General features: G+C 54.7%; 12 protein-coding genes. 2 read left to right on the top strand and 10 right to left on the bottom strand.

What is annotated here, in order from left to right; translation table 11 throughout:
• Positions 1-29: 29 nt before the first annotated feature.
• Positions 30-4859 carry an NAD-glutamate dehydrogenase gene (locus BM258_RS17950; protein ID WP_090074612.1) on the bottom strand — a complete coding sequence of 1610 codons (4830 nt, stop codon included), beginning with the start codon at positions 4857-4859 and terminating at the stop codon, positions 30-32.
• Positions 4860-5067: 208 nt separating this feature from the next.
• A complete protein-coding gene (locus tag BM258_RS17955) occupies positions 5068-5976 on the bottom strand; it encodes a LysR family transcriptional regulator (protein WP_090074613.1) in 909 nt (302 codons plus the stop codon).
• Between the two features lie 109 nt (positions 5977-6085).
• Between BM258_RS17955 and BM258_RS17960 the strand changes: the two genes are divergently transcribed.
• Positions 6086-7321: an MFS transporter gene (locus tag BM258_RS17960; RefSeq protein WP_090074614.1), complete on the top strand. Its 1236-nt coding sequence runs from the start codon at positions 6086-6088 to the stop codon at positions 7319-7321.
• A gap of 83 nt (positions 7322-7404) precedes the next feature.
• On the opposite strand, the gene leuB is transcribed toward BM258_RS17960, so the two are convergent.
• From leuB to BM258_RS17985, 5 genes are all read right to left on the bottom strand, one after another.
• A complete protein-coding gene (gene leuB, locus BM258_RS17965; RefSeq protein ID WP_090074615.1) occupies positions 7405-8511 on the bottom strand; it encodes a 3-isopropylmalate dehydrogenase in 1107 nt (368 codons plus the stop codon).
• A 280-nt stretch (positions 8512-8791) separates the two neighbouring features.
• Positions 8792-9397: a 3-isopropylmalate dehydratase small subunit gene (leuD, locus tag BM258_RS17970; protein ID WP_090074616.1), complete on the bottom strand. Its 606-nt coding sequence runs from the start codon at positions 9395-9397 to the stop codon at positions 8792-8794.
• Between the two features lie 295 nt (positions 9398-9692).
• The gene (locus BM258_RS17975) at positions 9693-10505 is read right to left on the bottom strand and encodes an alpha/beta fold hydrolase (protein ID WP_090074617.1); all 813 of its coding nucleotides are present in this window, start codon (positions 10503-10505) and stop codon (positions 9693-9695) included.
• A gap of 134 nt (positions 10506-10639) precedes the next feature.
• Positions 10640-11596 (bottom strand): N-acetyl-gamma-glutamyl-phosphate reductase, encoded by a 957-nt coding sequence (argC, locus tag BM258_RS17980; protein ID WP_090074618.1) that lies wholly within the window; start codon positions 11594-11596, stop codon positions 10640-10642.
• 106 nt (positions 11597-11702) lie between these two features.
• A complete protein-coding gene (locus tag BM258_RS17985) occupies positions 11703-11975 on the bottom strand; it encodes a hypothetical protein (protein WP_090074619.1) in 273 nt (90 codons plus the stop codon).
• A gap of 444 nt (positions 11976-12419) precedes the next feature.
• Between BM258_RS17985 and BM258_RS17990 the strand changes: the two genes are divergently transcribed.
• A complete protein-coding gene (locus tag BM258_RS17990; protein WP_090074620.1) occupies positions 12420-13463 on the top strand; it encodes an aspartate-semialdehyde dehydrogenase in 1044 nt (347 codons plus the stop codon).
• A 98-nt stretch (positions 13464-13561) separates the two neighbouring features.
• Here BM258_RS17990 and BM258_RS17995 read toward each other — a convergent pair whose 3' ends face one another.
• The 3 genes from BM258_RS17995 to BM258_RS18005 all read right to left on the bottom strand — a co-directional run bounded on the left by BM258_RS17995 (position 13562) and on the right by BM258_RS18005 (position 15912).
• On the bottom strand, positions 13562-14206 hold the full coding sequence (locus BM258_RS17995) for a carbonic anhydrase (protein ID WP_090074691.1): 645 nt from the start codon (positions 14204-14206) through the stop codon (positions 13562-13564).
• A 152-nt stretch (positions 14207-14358) separates the two neighbouring features.
• The gene (gene pdxY, locus BM258_RS18000) at positions 14359-15321 is read right to left on the bottom strand and encodes a pyridoxal kinase (RefSeq protein ID WP_244544760.1); all 963 of its coding nucleotides are present in this window, start codon (positions 15319-15321) and stop codon (positions 14359-14361) included.
• Positions 15322-15465: 144 nt separating this feature from the next.
• Positions 15466-15912, bottom strand: a complete 447-nt coding sequence (locus BM258_RS18005; protein WP_090074621.1) for a hypothetical protein — start codon at positions 15910-15912, stop codon at positions 15466-15468.
• Positions 15913-16117 lie beyond the last annotated feature (205 nt).

Raw genomic sequence — 16117 nt, forward strand, 5'->3', positions numbered from 1 at the left:
TGTATTTCTTTGGTCTTGTCGGTATAGCGTCAGACCAGTCTTGCCAGATCCTCCAGCAGGCCAGCGGCAACTGACAATTTCGAAACCGTCAGATCATCGCTCTGGGTGATCGTGTTGACAGACTTGACCGTACGTTTGATGGCACCGCCTTCCTGCTCAAGCCAGATTTCCATACCGCTCTTTTCTTTGGTTGCCAGCCCCAGAACATATGCGGTCATCTGATTGTGAGCGGAGGAGATGGAATCGCGAACACGATCCAGAGCCAGCCCCTCATAATAGTCGGACACATCAAGATCCCCGGCGATCGCATCAATGCGGCCGATATTGAAGTGGCCTGCCACAGCAAAATAGGCCTCGGCGACTTCATTGAGCGAATGTTGGGATTTCTCTGCAATCAGCACCATATCCGGAATATCCGCGATCAGGAACAGGCGGGCAATTCTGGCGGCCAGATCTGATGGGATATTTTTCTGCTCGAATTTGCGGGTGTCGCTTTGTACGAGGTCCGTAAGATAGGCGGGCAGATATTGGTCCATATTGCCAGAAAGCGCGCTGATTCCTTTTTTATAAAGAGCTACGGTTTCTGCAATCGGGGTTGATGCGGGAATGTTACGCATGAACCACTGGATGTTACCCAGCAGCAGCTTCTGGATTTCTTCATATAGCTCCAGCTGCACGGCTCCGGAGATCTTGTTGTCGAGCGCGTCGATGCTTGCGTTGAGGGCAGGCAGATCGAAGGAATCGCGTACCGTCACATAGGCTTTGGCAATGTCTTTGGCAGACGCGCCCGTCTTGTCGGCAATGCGCGGGATGAGCGTTGCTCCGCCCCGGTTGATCATCGAGTTGGAAATAACCGTCGAGATGATTTCGCGGCGCAAGCGATGGCCTTTGATTTCCTCGGCATAGGCCTCACGCATTTTCTCTGGGAAATAATGCATCAGCTCATGTTCGAGATAGCTCTCGTCGGGGAAGTCGCTATGCAACAGCTCTTCATAGAGCGAGTTTTTGGCATAGGCCAGCAACAGCCCCACTTCGGCGCGGCTGAGAGGCTGGCCCTTCTTACGGGCTTCCTTAAGGGCTTCATTGTCGGGCAGGAACTCAACCACACGATCCAGCTCACCGGCTTCTTCGAGCCGTTCCATCAAACGGCGTTGATAGCCGAAGTCTTCCATGCCGCGCAGCTCTGTGAGCGAGATGGAAAGGGTCTGGAGATAGTTGTTGCGCAGGATCAGCTCGGAGACATTTTCTGTCATTTGGACAAGCAGCTTGTTGCGGCCATCCAGATCGATCTTGTTCTCGCGGATAGCAGCACCGAAGGCGATCTTGATGTTGACCTCCATATCGGAGCTGTTGACGCCAGCGGAGTTGTCGATGGCGTCGGAGTTGCAGCGCCCGCCCAGATGGTCGAACTCGATTCGGGCCCGCTGGGTGACACCGAGGTTGGCGCCTTCGCCGATCACCTTGACGCGTAGCTCTTTGGGCGTGACGCGAATGGCATCATTGGCGCGATCATCCGCATCTGCGTCGGTTTCCGAGCTGGCGCGAATGTAGGTGCCGATGCCGCCGAACCACAACAGATCGGCAGGCGCCATCAGAATGGCTTTCATCAGCTCTTGCGGCGTGACCTTGGTTTTGGCGATGCCCAAGACGGCTTTGACTTCCTTGGATAGGGAAATGGATTTTTCGGTGCGCGAGAAGATGCCACCACCCTTTGAAATCAGGCTCTCGTCATAGTCGCGCCAGGAGGAGCGGCCCAGATCGAAGACACGCTTGCGTTCCTTCCAGCTTTTGGCCGGATCGGGATCCGGATCAATAAAGATGTCCCTGTGGTCAAAGGCCGCGATGAGCCGTGTTTCCTTGGAGAGCAACATGCCGTTGCCGAAGACGTCGCCGGACATGTCGCCCACGCCAACAGCGGTGAAGGGGTCGCTCTGGATATCGCGATCCATTTCGCGGAAGTGCCGCTTGACCGCTTCCCATGCGCCGCGGGCCGTGATGCCCATTTTTTTGTGGTCATAACCAGCCGAGCCGCCGGAAGCAAAGGCATCGCCGAGCCAGAAGCCATAGGATTCGGAAATACCGTTGGCGATATCGGAGAAGGTGGCGGTGCCCTTGTCTGCAGCGACAACGAGATAAGGATCGTCTTCGTCGTGACGGGTGACATTCTCTGGCGGCAGAATGGTCTGCCCTTCCAGATTGTCAGTCACATCCAGCAGGGCCGAGATGAAGAGCTTATAGGTCGCAATGCCTTCTGCCATGAAGGCTTCTCGTCCACCTTCGGTTGGCAGATGCTTGGGCACGAAGCCACCCTTGGAGCCAACCGGCACGATCACCGCATTCTTGACCTGCTGGGCTTTTACGAGACCAAGCACTTCGGTGCGGAAATCCTGCGGACGGTCAGACCATCTGAGGCCACCACGAGCAACTTTGCCGAAGCGCAGGTGCAGGCCTTCCACCCTCGGACTGTATACGAAGATTTCGCGGAAGGGTTTTGGCTCTGGCATGTCTTCCATGGCACGCGGGTTGAGTTTGAGAGACAGGGTTGGCTTATAGGCCCCGTCTGGGGTGCGCTGGTAGAAGTTTGTGCGCAGGGTGGCCTGAATGACGCCGTGGAACTTGCGCAGGATGCGGTCGTCATCAAGATTGGAAACCTGCTCAAGGGCTGTCAGAATGCCGTTCGACAGGCGATTGCACTCTTCCTCGCGCTTGGCTTGATCCGGATCGAATTTGGCATGGAACAGGTGGACCAGAAGGGCGGCCAGATCCGGATAGGTGTTGAGGGTTTCCCACATATAGTCTTGATCATAGGGGATGCGGACCTGACGCAAATAGCGCGAAATGGTGCGTAGCACGGTGATGTCGCGCCAAGGCAGATCGGCGGCCATGGAAAGCTTGTTGTAGCCATCATTCTCGGCCAGCCCATTCCAGACAGCCAGGAAGCAGGCTTCCAGATCGTCCTGCACATCCTTAAAGGGAATCGGCTTGCCGCTGGCCCGCTCCAGATCCATGTCATGGAGCCAGAATTTGTGGTTTGTATTGAGCGGCGCGATTTCATAGGAGCGTTCATCGATCACCCGGAAGCCCATATTCTCCAGAATCGGCACGCGCTCGGAGAGCGGGATTGGCATACCCTGATGGAAAATCTTCAGGGTGATGCGATGGTCCTGATCTTTCTCCTTGCGATAGAACTGGATTGCGGTGTCGTGGATGCCATCCATACCTTCCATGATGGTGATGTCATCCATGCCCGTTTCCGGAGAGAAGGTGTCGCGGTAAGCATCGGAAAAGGCAACGCAATAGCGATCAATCAGACGACTGGCTGTCTTGATGGAATTCTTGGCCTTGACGACCTTGCAAAGACTGTCGACCCAGGTGCGCACGATGCTGTTGATGGCATCTTCAAGAATGGTGCGCGACGGTGCCGGGGTCTTGCCGCCTGAACGGCCGATGATGAAATGCACACGGGCAAGAGGCCCGTCCGGGAATTCGGGATAAACGGCGGAGAGGCGGCCTTCATAGACATCTTTGAGCAGATGTCCGATCTCTATACGTGCTGACGTGTTATAGCGGTCACGGGGGACGAACACGAGGCAGGAGACGAAGCGGTTGAATTTATCAACGCGGGAGAGCACGCGCACACGCGGACGCTGATGCAGCCGCAGGATTTCCTGCGAATGATAGAGCAGGGTTTCGCTATCGGTCTGGAACAGCTCGTCGCGTGGATAATTTTCCAGCACGTTGAGCATGGCCTTGCCTGAATGGCCGGACGGATCGACCGCCGCCATGTCGATGATACTTTCCACCTTCCGTCTCAGGAATGGGATATTGAGGACCGAACGGTTATAGGCGGTGTTGGTGAACAGGCCGACAATGCGCAATTCGCCCGTCAGCTTGCCGTCGTCATCGTAGCGCTTGATGCCGATATAATCCATGTAGGTACGGCGGTGCACCTTGGTCTTCACATTGGCCTTGGTGATGAACAGGGGTTCCGGGCGCAGGAGGAAATCGCGGATTTCCGGCGTCATCGTCACCAGTTCATTGCCCCGGCGCAGTACCCGCACTTCGGGATTGCGCAAAAGGCCGAGGCCGTCGCGCTTGGTGCGAACCAGATCGCCCTCTTCGGTGGTGCCATCGAAGGTATATTCGCGCATGCCCAGAAGGGTGAAATTGTTGTCGACCAGCCAGCGCAAAAATTCAACCGTTTCGGTGACATCCCCTTCTGGCAACGGCGGTGGTGTGATCTTGAGGATGGCGATGGTTTCTTCCAGCCGCAGCAGCATTGGCTTCCAGTCGTCAACGACTGAATCGACATCATCGAGGATACTGTCGAGAGTCTTTTGCAGGTCTTTTCTCTTCTGGCTGTCGGAAATGCGGGAGATATGGACGTGAATGAGGCTTTCGCGCTTGAGATTCGGGTTGGTCTGCACATCCTTGCGCTCTTTGAAGGCCACAACTTCACCAGCGCCGTTGCGCTCCACATTCATGATCGGGTGCAGCACCAGATGAATGCCTAGGCCTGCCTGCTGTAATTCGCCCATGATGGAATCGACGAGAAACGGCTTGTTGATGTTGTGCAGCTCGATGATGGTGATCTGGTTGGAGACAGCTTCCTTGTTGGCCTTGAAGGAAGGCTCGAAAATGTCGATCCGGTGCTTGCCATCAAAGGGGGTATGGAACTTCTCGAAGGAATGATGGGCAAGGAACGCGATTTCTTCAGCACTGTAGCGCGAGAGATCTTCCATATCCCCCTGAATGAAGAAACGTTCCAGAAACTCCGCTTCCAGTGCACTGTTCTTTGCTGCCAGTGCCTTGGCTTCTGCCATGAGTTTTTTGTGCTCGCGTTTTAAATCCGTTGCCATTTTTTCCTCCGGCGACCTTGTGTGTCCAAGATCTGCCTGACTTTATTGACTGCAATTTGACATTCTGTCGCCGAATCCGCCTTGTGCGACAAAATCTTGATGTAAGAAGATACGCTGATTTGCTTAAAGCACCGTCAAACAATGCTTTTCAACTTTGGTATGGGGTGTGGCTTGTACAATCTGAGATATCGGGGCAGAAGGTGGCCTTTTAAAGAGGGGCCTGATCCTGGTTGTGAATGGTGCGCGCAAGGGCGATGAAGGCTGACGCTGTAGGCGAAGGCGTGCCCCGCAGAATCGCGGTGGCGATGGTCGCTTTCATCGGCAGGTCTTTGAGGTGCTTGTAGCTGACATTTTCAAGGGCCAACTGGCGCATGCATTCGGGCACCAGCGAGATGCCCTGTTCGGCTGAGACCATGCTCATGATAGAAGTGATCTGCGGCGCCGGCTGGCCAAGGCGTGGCTCAAATCCGGCGCGGCGGCAGGCGGAAATGGCGGAATCGTGTAAGCTCAGGCCGATATGGCGAGGGGTCAAGACCAGCGGCTCATCCCGTAACAGAAACAGGTCGATCTCATCGCTGTCGGGCTCCGGATCGCGTGAGGTCGGGATCGCCGCAATGAGCCTTTCCGACGAAAGCGGATGGGTAAGAATATTCTTCGGGTCGTCGTGATTGGGGCGCAGAATGGCAATATCCAGCGTGCCATTGAGCAGATCATCGCGCAATTCCACCGAGTTGCCCTCTTCCAACTTGAAGCTGACATCGGGATGATCGCGCCGAAAGGTGCGGATGAGGCGGGAGACTGTCGGGTTGAGCAGCGAGGCTCCGGTGAAGCCCAGATTGAGGGTGCCGGTTTCGCCGCGGGCGGCCCGTCTTGCTGCTTCGCTCGCCTCTTTGGCGATGTTCGGCAGAGCGATGACGCGCTCCAGGAAGGCCTGTCCGGCGGTGGTCAATTCGGCGCCATGGGGTACGCGGTGGAACAGCTGCACGCCGATTTCCGTTTCCAGATCCCGGATTTGCTGACTCAGGGGCGGTTGGGCGATGCCCACTTTCTCAGCCGCGCGGGTGAAGTTTCCCTCTTCGGCAACGGCGAGAAAATAGCGGATATGGCGCAGTTCCATGCTATATCTTTTTTGTATGACGTTCGATTGTTCCATATATTAGATAACTGATCGCGTCTGCGCTATACTCTTTTTTCCTACCTTGATAAGAGAGTCTCAGGAAGAGTCCATGTCTACGACCTACTCCAATCCCGGCGACATACGTTCGGGATTTGAAGAGAATGCCGTTTCTCACGTCCAGTCCGGCACCAGCACCTTTCGCCGGATTTCCGTTGCCTTTTTTCTTGCCGGTTTTGCGACCTTTGCGCTGCTTTATTGTGTGCAGCCGCTGCTGCCGCTATTTGCCGAGCATTTCAACGTGCTTCCCGCGACCAGCTCGCTGCCCCTGTCGCTGACTTTAGGTTGCCTTGCGGTGTCCATCATGATCATGGGGGCGCTCTCCCAGCAACTGGGGCGCAAGGGGTTGATGCTTACCTCGATGGTCTCGGCTGCCGCCCTCAACCTGCTGGCGTCCGTCGCGCCTGACTGGACCACCCTTCTGATTGCCCGCGCGCTTGAAGGCATCGCGCTTGGCGGGCTGCCTGCCGTTGCGATGGCCTATCTGGCCGAAGAGATCGACCCGAAACATCTGCCCAAAGCCATGGGCATCTATATTGCGGGTACATCGGTCGGTGCCATGTTGGGGCGTGTGGGCATGGGCTCGCTCAGTGAGTTCATTTCGTGGCAGCAGGCCATGGAAGTGCTCGGTGTTCTGTGCCTGATGGCCGCTGGTGGCTTTGCCTTGTTGCTGCCGCCATCTAAGAATTTTACCAAAACCAGCCATGCCGGGCTTGGCTTTCATGTGCAGACCTGGTTGGGGCATCTGAAAAATCCGGCTTTGCAGAAGGTCTACATGCTGGGCTTCTGTCTTACCGGTGTCTTTTCGACGGTCTATAACTATCTTTCCTTCCGCCTGTTCGAGCCGCCCTACAATATGAGCCCCTTTACGGTGAGCCTGATGTTCCTGCTGTTCCTGTTCGGAACGGTGGCGTCTTCCTATACGGGTGCTCTGACCATGCGGTTCGGCGCCAAGCGGTTGCTGCTTTTCTCTTTCGCGCTGACCTTTGTCGGCGTGCTGATCACGCTGCCGGGCTCGCTCTTTTTCATTTGCGTGGGCATTGCCTTTATCACCGTTGGCTTCTTTATCGGCCATTCGGTGGCGAGTGGTCTGGTCGGGCTGTCAGCCAAGGGCAACAAGGGGCATGCCTCCTCGCTCTATCTGCTATTTTACTATATGGGCGCGAGCCTTGTGGGCTATGTCGGCGGATGGTTCTGGCATTGGGGTCATTGGCCGGGGCTTGCTGCGCTTACCTGTCTTTTGGCCTTGGCGGCGCTGGCTGTTTCCTCTCGGCTGAAAAAAGGCTGAGGCGTTTGACTGTTGATGACATGAAAAAAGCCGGATGGTTTCCCATCCGGCTTTTTGTTTGATCTGTCTTGGCAGGGGCTGGCTTATGCCAGTGCCTTGATCTCTTCCAGCACCGCAGCGCCCATTTGCGAAGTCGTGACGACGGTGTCGCCTTCCTTGGCGATGTCGCCGGTGCGCAGGCCTTTTTCCAGCACGGTGGCAATAGCCTTGTCGATCATGTCGGCTTCCTTGCCCATTTCAAAGCTGTAGCGCAGGGCCATGGAGAAGGAGGCGATCATGGCGATCGGGTTGGCGATACCTTTGCCTGCGATGTCCGGAGCGGAACCGTGTACCGGCTCATACATGGCTTTGCGCTTGCCGGTCTTCTCATCCGGAGCACCAAGGGATGCCGATGGCAACATGCCCAGAGAGCCGGTCAGCATGGCTGCGACGTCAGACAGGATGTCACCGAACAGGTTGTCGCAAAGGATGACGTCAAACTGCTTGGGACGGCGCACCAGCTGCATGGCGCAGTTGTCGGCCAGAACATGCTCAAGCGGGGTATCGGGATATTCCTTGGCGCCCAGCTTGGTGACAACTTCCTTCCAGAGCAGGCCGGATTTCATCACATTGTGCTTTTCCGCAGAAGCCACGCGGTTGGAGCGGGTCTTGGCAAGGTCGAAGGCAACGCGGGTGATGCGTTCGATTTCGCTCGTCGTGTAGAGCTGGGTGTCGATGGCGCGTTTCTGGCCATCTTCCAGCGTCACGATTTCCTTTGGCTCGCCGAAATAGACGCCGCCGGTCAGTTCGCGCACGATGAGGATGTCGAGACCCTCAACCAGTTCCTTCTTGAGGGATGAGCTGTCAGCCAGAGCCGGATATACCAGCGCCGGACGCAGGTTTGCAAACAGGCCCAGATCCTTGCGCAGACGCAGAAGCGCGGCTTCGGGGCGGGCTTCATAAGGTACGCTGGCCCATTTTGGACCACCCACTGCGCCGAAGATGACAGCATCTGCTGCCATTGCCTTGGCCATGTCTTCTTCCGAAATGGCAACGCCATAGGCATCATAAGCGGAGCCGCCGACCAGTCCATCGTCGGTTTCGAAGCTCACATCGAGATTGGCGTTCATCCAGTCGATGATCGCCTTTACTTCTTTCATGATTTCAGGGCCGATGCCGTCGCCGGGCAGAAGGAAAAGTTTGTGGGACATGGTCTACTTCCGAGTTTGGATTTTCTTCGAATTTGCGTATTGCGCGCAAGGATCGAAAAGATTGGATGCGTTATGTATTCGATTAATACCGAATGGCGCCGAATGCAAGGTCAAAGCCGATGAGAGGCCGGTGTCGACTGCGATCTGATACAAAAAAGCCAGACCCGAGGGGCCTGGCTTGTTGATTAGCCTATGTCTGATCTATCGTTTAAAAATCACTTGTCGCTGCAAGATCTGAGCGAATGGGAATAGGCGTACATATTCTACAAGGTAAAATGCTCTAGACCCAAGGGCGCTCTTTGGTCATTTCAGTTTCGAATTTGTCGACATTGGCGATTTTTTCCATCGTCAGGCCAATGTCATCGAGGCCTTCAAGCAGGCATTTGCGCTTAAACGGATCAAGGTCGAAGCTGATCTCGCCGCCATCGGGGCCTTTGATAACCTGATTTTCAAGGTCGATGGTCAGGGTGGCGTTGGCACCGCGTGACGCGTCATCCATCAGTTTGGCATGATCTTCTTCACTCACAACGATCGGCAGGATACCGTTCTTGAAGCTGTTATTGTAGAAGATGTCGGCAAAGCTGGTGGAAATGATGCATTTGATGCCGAAATCCTTCAGGGCCCAAGGCGCATGCTCACGGGAAGAGCCGCAGCCGAAATTGTCACCCGCCACGATGATCTCCGCGTTGCGGTATGCATCCTGATTGAGAATGAAGTCCGTGTTTTCCGAGCCATCTTCGTTGTAGCGCATTTCATAGAAGAGATCGACGCCAAGGCCGGAGCGCTTGATGGTTTTCAGGAACTGTTTCGGAATGATCATATCCGTGTCGATATTGATCAAGGGCATGGGTGCCGCAACAGCGGTCAAGGTCGTGAATTTTTCCATTCTCTGGCGGTCCTTCTGATAGGCGATCAGCCGCTCAACCCAACTGACCTAACGATACAAGCTGCGCATAGACTGGCTCGGTCTTGTATATCGAAATTCTCTTGTCTCATTGAGACATTCCGCATTCAAAGCCATGTTTACGGGGATGAATAGTGCTTTTCAATGAGATTTTTAAAATCTTGTACCGTTCTGTGAAAGATTGGGATTGGATATCGGCCATTCTTATTCGGCAGATCTGGGTGAAAAATCCGGCTTTGACGCTTGCTGGCTTATATCATGCATCAAAGAGTTTTGGCTATCCGGCACTCGCTGGAAGTTCAAGGCCAAATTCAATCGGATCCAGAGCGGTGATGTTTTGGAAAATCTGGATTGCCAGCTTTTTGGGAACGCGATTGCGCTTGAGGGTGCGTGCCAGATTTTGCGCCAATATGTTGGCTCTGGCGGGGGTGATGCGATCTTCCTTTTCTATGAAGACCTGTTTGTAGTAGCGCACATAGTCGCGACGTTGGCGAATGGCTTGGAAGAAGTCGGCTTTATCTGGCGCGTGGCCATTGAAAATATCCAGCACGAACGGCTTCAGAACGCCAAGAGCATGCATATGGACGGCGATTCCGTGGCCCACATCGGGAAAACGATAGAATTCACAGCTTGGACAAGCCCGCTCGAAACGCTTGATATGTTTGAGATCCAGAGAATGCAACGAGTCGGCAACCAGATAGACATGGGGAACACCGACTATTCCCTCTGCCGCATCATGGTAGGAGGAGGACCAGTTTACTCTCTTCGCAATTTCGAAACGTGTTTCCCATGGAGCCAGCTCTCTACTCAATGACGAGATCGGATTAAGCAGAATCGCCGCATCGCAATTGAGGCGCGATGCAAAAGCCCCAGCTGCATATCCGCCCATAGAGCCGCCATAGCTTATCCGAGACGAGAATTTGCTGAAATCGATTATCTGTTCAAGCTCTTCAAGAAAATCGAGAAAATTGGATGGTCTGTACCATGCTGTTGATCGGGTTTCCAAAAATGAAACGACATTGATCGATTGGGAGCGAATGAAGTCATAGCCCCATCCCTTGCGATTTTCTACAGGACCTGCTGAGGCCATGTTATCGTGAGAATGAACCGGGGAACTTCATGTTGTTGTTCTCAATGCGAATGGCTTAAAGAAAAAAGGCTTCCCATTTTGAATGGAAAGCCTTTTGATTTTTCGGATAGCTGAATCAACGTTTGAAAATGAAATCAGAGATCAGCAATGGTGAGGCCGGTGGTCTCTTCGATGCCCATCATGATGTTCATATTCTGAACGGCAGCGCCGGAGGCGCCTTTGCCCAGATTGTCGTAAACGGCCAGCAAGACGGCCTGTCCGGTTTCGTCATTGCCGTGAATATGAAGATGCAGCGAGTTTGTGCCGTTGAGCTTTTCCGGGGTGATCGCTTCAAGACGTCCTGCTGCTTCCAGAGGGGCGACCTTGACGAAGGTTTCGTTCCGGTAGCGCCGCTCCAGGCAAGCATGAAGGTCAGCAAGCTTGGGGGCGGAGTCCAGTGCCCACAGATTGAGTGGCACGGCGTCAATCATGCCCTGCGCATAGCGGCCAACGGCGGGCTGGAAGACGGGTGGATGCTCAAGTCCAGCATAAAAGGTCATTTCTGGCACATGCTTGTGAGCCAAGGTGAGGCCATAGGGCCAGTAGGGCACTGCCACGGGCTCTTCCTCGCGCTCATATTCAGCGATCATGCCCTTGCCGCCGCCCGAATAGCCGGAAACGGCATTGAGCGTGGCCGGGAAGTTGGCTGGAATGATGCCAGCATCGACAAGAGGCCGCATGATGGCGATATAGCCCTGCGGATAGCAGCCGGGGTTGGCAACCCGCTTGGACGCGGCAATCTTTTCGCGCTGATCGGAATCAAGCTCGGCAAATCCATAGGCCCAGCCTTCTGCCGTCCGGTGAGCGGTGGATGCGTCGATGACACGGGTGTCCTTGTCTTCGATCAGGCTGACCGCTTCGATGGCTGCCGCATCGGGCAGGCAGAGAATGGCGATGTCAGCCTCGTTGAGCATCTGTGCCCGTGCCTCGGCATCCTTGCGCAGATTTTCAGGCAAGCGCAGGAATTTGATATCGTCGCGGCCTTCAAGGCGCGTCCGAATCTGCAATCCGGTGGTGCCTGCTTCGCCGTCGATGAATAATTTTGTCGTCATTGTCTTCTGCCTGAATGCTTGTGAGGCTGCTTCTATGCCTTCATGGGGATGGTTTGCTGTGCCGATCCGTTAATGAATCCTGCTTTACAGCACTTAAGGGCTTTTGTCATCGGGTGAAATGATTGACAAGCCAAAGAACGAGAAAGATCGCAAAGATGACGCCACCAATGCGGCCAATGCGCGTGCCCCAGATCTCAATGGGATCATTGGGGTCTGCATCATTGGCGCCCAGATGGTCCTTGGCCCGGTTTGCCGTGCGGGCAAATGCCGACGTGCCAAGGGCTTCGCCTTCGGCGTCGACGCGCTCAAGGGCGCGCTCGGCTTGTCTGGCCTTTTCATCCTGGCGCTGTTGCCGTGATTTTGGTTCCCGTTCTGTCATACGCTTCTTTAACCTGCTTTTTGCCTGATTTTCAAGATAATATGCTGTATGGAGTGGCGGTATGGGAGCTCTTTCCATGAGATTCCGCATCGCATGGGCGTTATGTGCTGATTTTGTCTTGACTTGCAGGCACCCATAAAGCAAAAGGCATGACGTGAACCGAGAGGGTTGGGCATACGCTTGCCGCGTGTGACACTGTGATATGGCATTTGAAATGAAAACAGGAATGATGAGCAAAACCACTGGCGTTGTCGCTGGTGCTCTCACTGCTGGCCAGATGACAGACACAACAACCACTACTACCACCAAGGTTTAGGCCCCTCTCGCTCCCTGCTTCGGCTTCCCCCAGGGATGTGAGGGGAGCGAAACCGCCTGCCAATCAGCGAAAGCACAGGGCAGAGCGGAAACCTTAGGGGGAGCTTGCGGATCAGGAGATCATTGAAAATGGGTTATAAAGTTGCAGTTGTCGGGGCTACGGGCAATGTGGGTCGTGAAATGCTCGACATTCTTGCCGAGCGTGGTTTTCCCGCTGATGAAGTTGTCGCATTGGCCTCCAGCCGCTCCAAGGGCAAGGACGTGTCCTTCGGCGACAAAAATCTGAAATGTCAGGTGCTGGATCACTATGATTTCTCCGACACCGATTTCTGTCTGATGTCAGCTGGCGGCAGCCTTTCTGCCGAGTGGGCACCAAAGATCGCGGCTCAGGGCTGCATTGTGATCGATAACAGCTCCCAGTGGCGTTATGACGAGCGTATTCCGCTGATCGTGCCGGAAGTGAACGCTCAGGTGCTGGAAGACTGGATTAAGAAAGAAGATCGCATCAACATCATCGCCAACCCGAACTGCTCAACGGCTCAGTTGCTGGTTGCTTTGAAGCCCCTTCATGACAAGGCAACCATCAAGCGCGTCGTTGTTTCCACCTATCAGTCCGTTTCTGGCGCTGGCAAGGAAGCCATGGATGAGCTGTTCACCCAGACCCGCGCGGTGTTTGTTTCCGATCCGATCGAAGTGAACAAATTCACCAAGCGCATTGCCTATAACGTGATCCCGCATATTGACAAATTCATGGATGACGGCTCCACCAAGGAAGAATGGAAGGTTGTGGCCGAAACCAAGAAAATGCTCGATCCGAAAATCAAGGTGACCTGCACCGCCGTGCGCGTTCCGGTTTTCGTTTCTCACGGTGAAGCTGTGAACCTCGAGTTCGAACAGCCGATTTCTGCTGATGAAGCCCGCGATATCCTGCGTGAAGCACCGGGCTGTCTGGTTGTCGACAAGCGTGAAGACGGTGGCTACATCACTCCCGTTGAAGCGGCTGGTGAAGACGCAACCTATATCTCCCGTATTCGCGAAGATTCAACCGTTGATAACGGCCTCAACATCTGGGTTGTTTCCGATAACCTGCGCAAGGGTGCTGCCCTGAACACCGTTCAGATCGCCGAAGCCCTGATCAATCGCGGTCTGGTCAAGCCTCGCGCTGAAGCTTAAATCAATCTTCTCGTGCGTGATGCATCAAATTGAAAAACCGGTCTGGTTCGCACCAGGCCGGTTTTTTTGATGAGACGTCTTATTAAGAAGGGAAGGGTTTAGACCTTCAGGAAGGTGCCCTGTTCTTCTTCGTAATATTCCAGTTCGCCTGTCGAGATGTCGAACCATGCGCCATGCAGGGTCAGGTTGCCTTCCAGCACGCGGGTTTTGACAAAATCGTAGGAATAGAGATTTTCCAGCGAATGGATGATTGATGAGCGTTCCAGCAGCCCGCCATGATCCAGATCGGGGCGATTGAGCGCCTTGTAGCGGATCGGGTTGTCGGCAGCCTGTAGCTGGCCAGACCATTTGCCGATATAGTTGCTCTCGGACAGGGGTTCGGAATCGCCAGCGGAAATGTAGCTTTTCACGCCACCGCAGCGCCCGTGGCCCATGATGACGATATGTTCGACCTTGAGACCGTTGACGGCGAATTCCAACGCTGCCGTGGTGCCGTGGATGCCATCATCCTGAGAGGATTTGTGCGGCACGATGTTGGCCACGTTGCGCATGACAAAGATTTCGCCCGGTCCCGAATCGAAGATGATTTCCGGAGCTGCACGGCTGTCGCAACAACCAACGAGCATAATGTTCGGGCTCTGGCCTTTTTCGGCCAGTTTTTCATACCGCCCCTGTTCGGTGGGGAAGCGTCCCTTTTTGAACTCGGCATAGCCTTCAAGCAAGCGGTCAGGTAACTGGGCCATCATATCCTCTTTTCATCGCATACTGGTTTTTCCGTATGACATCTCGCGCCGGGCGCATAAAAAATCAAGAGTTGTTGCGCGAGTCTGCGCGATTTTTTTGGTCTGTCAAAGCCGGTATGCTGAAAATATGGGGGAAAAGGCCCGCCTCAGTCCTACTGCTTCGGTTTTTTGGGGGCCCGTCTCACTGTCGTCAGCTTTGGCCCGGCACCGATCTGGCGCATGTTGACCATGGCCATGGGGGAGTGGAAGCGGTCTGCAAAGCGCGCTACTTCCAAATCCCTGTAACCCAGATTGGCTGACCGGGTGACAACTTCCAATACACCGCTTGAAGCTTTTTTGAGCGCCATTTCATCGGACGCGCCAGCCAGCTTATGGCCCAGAAACAGGCTGGCCATCATGTCGCCGGTGCCATTCTGCGGATTGGGAATGGCGGGATGTTCGCACATGATCGGCAAAGGCTGCTTCTCGGCCGTGCCCTGTTGAATGAGCAGGTTGGCGATGGAATTGCGCATCAGGGCGAAGGCGCTGGTGATCAGCGTCGTCTTGCGTCCCAGCTTTTCGGCCTGTTCGATGAGGCCGACATTGTTTTCTTCGGCAGTGTTGGTGAGCCAGTTGAGCTCAAAGCGGTTGGGTGAAATGATGTCCGCACGCGGGATCAGCTCATCGCGGATGGCAACGGCGATCGGCTCGGCCATATAGAGGCCGCCCTTGTCGCCGACCACAGGGTCGCAGAAATAGAGGCCTTCCGGATTGGCTTGTTTGTATTTGTCAACGAGCGTGGCAATGGCTGCGACCTGTTCAAACGACCCCAAATAACCAGAATAGATGGCGCTGACCGAGGCAAAATCGGGATGGCGGGATAGATCCTCAAGGCTTTTGGCAAACAGATTTGGATCAATCTTCTGGACTGTGCCCGGGCCGTGGCCCGGATGCCAGGGAAGAATGACTGTCGGGACTTCCCAGACCGGGAACCCCAGGCGCTCCAGCGTGAAGGCTGCGGCGCGGTTGCCCACCGCGCCAGCCATGACATGAGATGAAATGACGATGACCGGTTTTGCCACAAACGGGGCGTCGCGCGCATTGGGATTGCCGGTTTGGGCCATCAGGTCGGTCATGCGATCATCTCTTTGTCGGTTGCGTCAGATGATGTTGAATTCACTGACGGGTTTGTTCTTCGCGATCTTTTCATAGCCGAAAACGGGTGCCGAAATCGAGCGCTAATCGATACAGAGCCGGAAGCCATGCTCGATGATGGTGGATTACATGCTTCCCCGATAGACGAAATAGACTGCGAACATGACCGCCGCGATGATCGCCAGGATGATAACGGTGTTGGTGATAAGGCGCAGAACCGGGATGAGAAGCCCGCCGCCCACAAAGCCGATGGCTGCGGCGAGTAGTCTTTCATTTGTTCCGTCGTTAGGTCCTGGCCATTTGATTGCCAGAAAGGCGCCGAGTAGAATGGCGGGTACGAGATAGAACCAGAGCGGTATTTTGCGCCACGCCCGATCAATCGCATTGGATGCGCCCTCAAATGCGCTCGCTTCGTGCTTTTCTTCTGTCTTTCCCCATGACGTATCAAGTTCCATGGGGATGCCGCTCTTCTGCGCAGCAGCGACCACAGCCGGGTTCTTGTGGGTGAGCTGGCCGGTCTCTCGTGCCGCGCGGATCTGGTCTTGGGTATATTGATCAATTGGGGTGGGCATGGTCGAAATCTCGGATATCTGTGGCGCGAAGGATATTGGCTAGCTGACTATTTCAGGCTTCTTTGGAATTTTTCCATGATGCCTGATTGTTGCAATTGGTAAAAACTGCAAATCATTGTTCGGCAAGGGAGACTGAAAAGGGAGATTGAAAAAGAAAAGGCGCGGGTTTTGCCGCACCTTTTATTGATGGCTGTCGACGATGCCG

This window comes from Cohaesibacter marisflavi, from assembly GCF_900115225.1.
GTDB classification, from domain to species: Bacteria; Pseudomonadota; Alphaproteobacteria; order Rhizobiales; family Cohaesibacteraceae; genus Cohaesibacter; species Cohaesibacter marisflavi.

Excerpts from the sequence above, each read along its gene's own strand:
- BM258_RS17950 (WP_090074612.1), bottom strand. The coding sequence starts at position 4,859 with ATGGCAACGGATTTAAAACGCGAGCACAAAAAACTCATGGCAGAAGCC.
- BM258_RS17955 (WP_090074613.1), bottom strand. The coding sequence starts at position 5,976 with ATGGAACTGCGCCATATCCGCTATTTTCTCGCCGTTGCCGAAGAGGGA.
- BM258_RS17960 (WP_090074614.1), top strand. The coding sequence starts at position 6,086 with ATGTCTACGACCTACTCCAATCCCGGCGACATACGTTCGGGATTTGAA.
- leuB (WP_090074615.1), bottom strand. The coding sequence starts at position 8,511 with ATGTCCCACAAACTTTTCCTTCTGCCCGGCGACGGCATCGGCCCTGAA.
- leuD (WP_090074616.1), bottom strand. The coding sequence starts at position 9,397 with ATGGAAAAATTCACGACCTTGACCGCTGTTGCGGCACCCATGCCCTTG.
- BM258_RS17975 (WP_090074617.1), bottom strand. The coding sequence starts at position 10,505 with ATGGCCTCAGCAGGTCCTGTAGAAAATCGCAAGGGATGGGGCTATGAC.
- argC (WP_090074618.1), bottom strand. The coding sequence starts at position 11,596 with ATGACGACAAAATTATTCATCGACGGCGAAGCAGGCACCACCGGATTG.
- BM258_RS17985 (WP_090074619.1), bottom strand. The coding sequence starts at position 11,975 with ATGACAGAACGGGAACCAAAATCACGGCAACAGCGCCAGGATGAAAAG.
- BM258_RS17990 (WP_090074620.1), top strand. The coding sequence starts at position 12,420 with ATGGGTTATAAAGTTGCAGTTGTCGGGGCTACGGGCAATGTGGGTCGT.
- BM258_RS17995 (WP_090074691.1), bottom strand. The coding sequence starts at position 14,206 with ATGGCCCAGTTACCTGACCGCTTGCTTGAAGGCTATGCCGAGTTCAAA.
- pdxY (WP_244544760.1), bottom strand. The coding sequence starts at position 15,321 with ATGACCGACCTGATGGCCCAAACCGGCAATCCCAATGCGCGCGACGCC.
- BM258_RS18005 (WP_090074621.1), bottom strand. The coding sequence starts at position 15,912 with ATGCCCACCCCAATTGATCAATATACCCAAGACCAGATCCGCGCGGCA.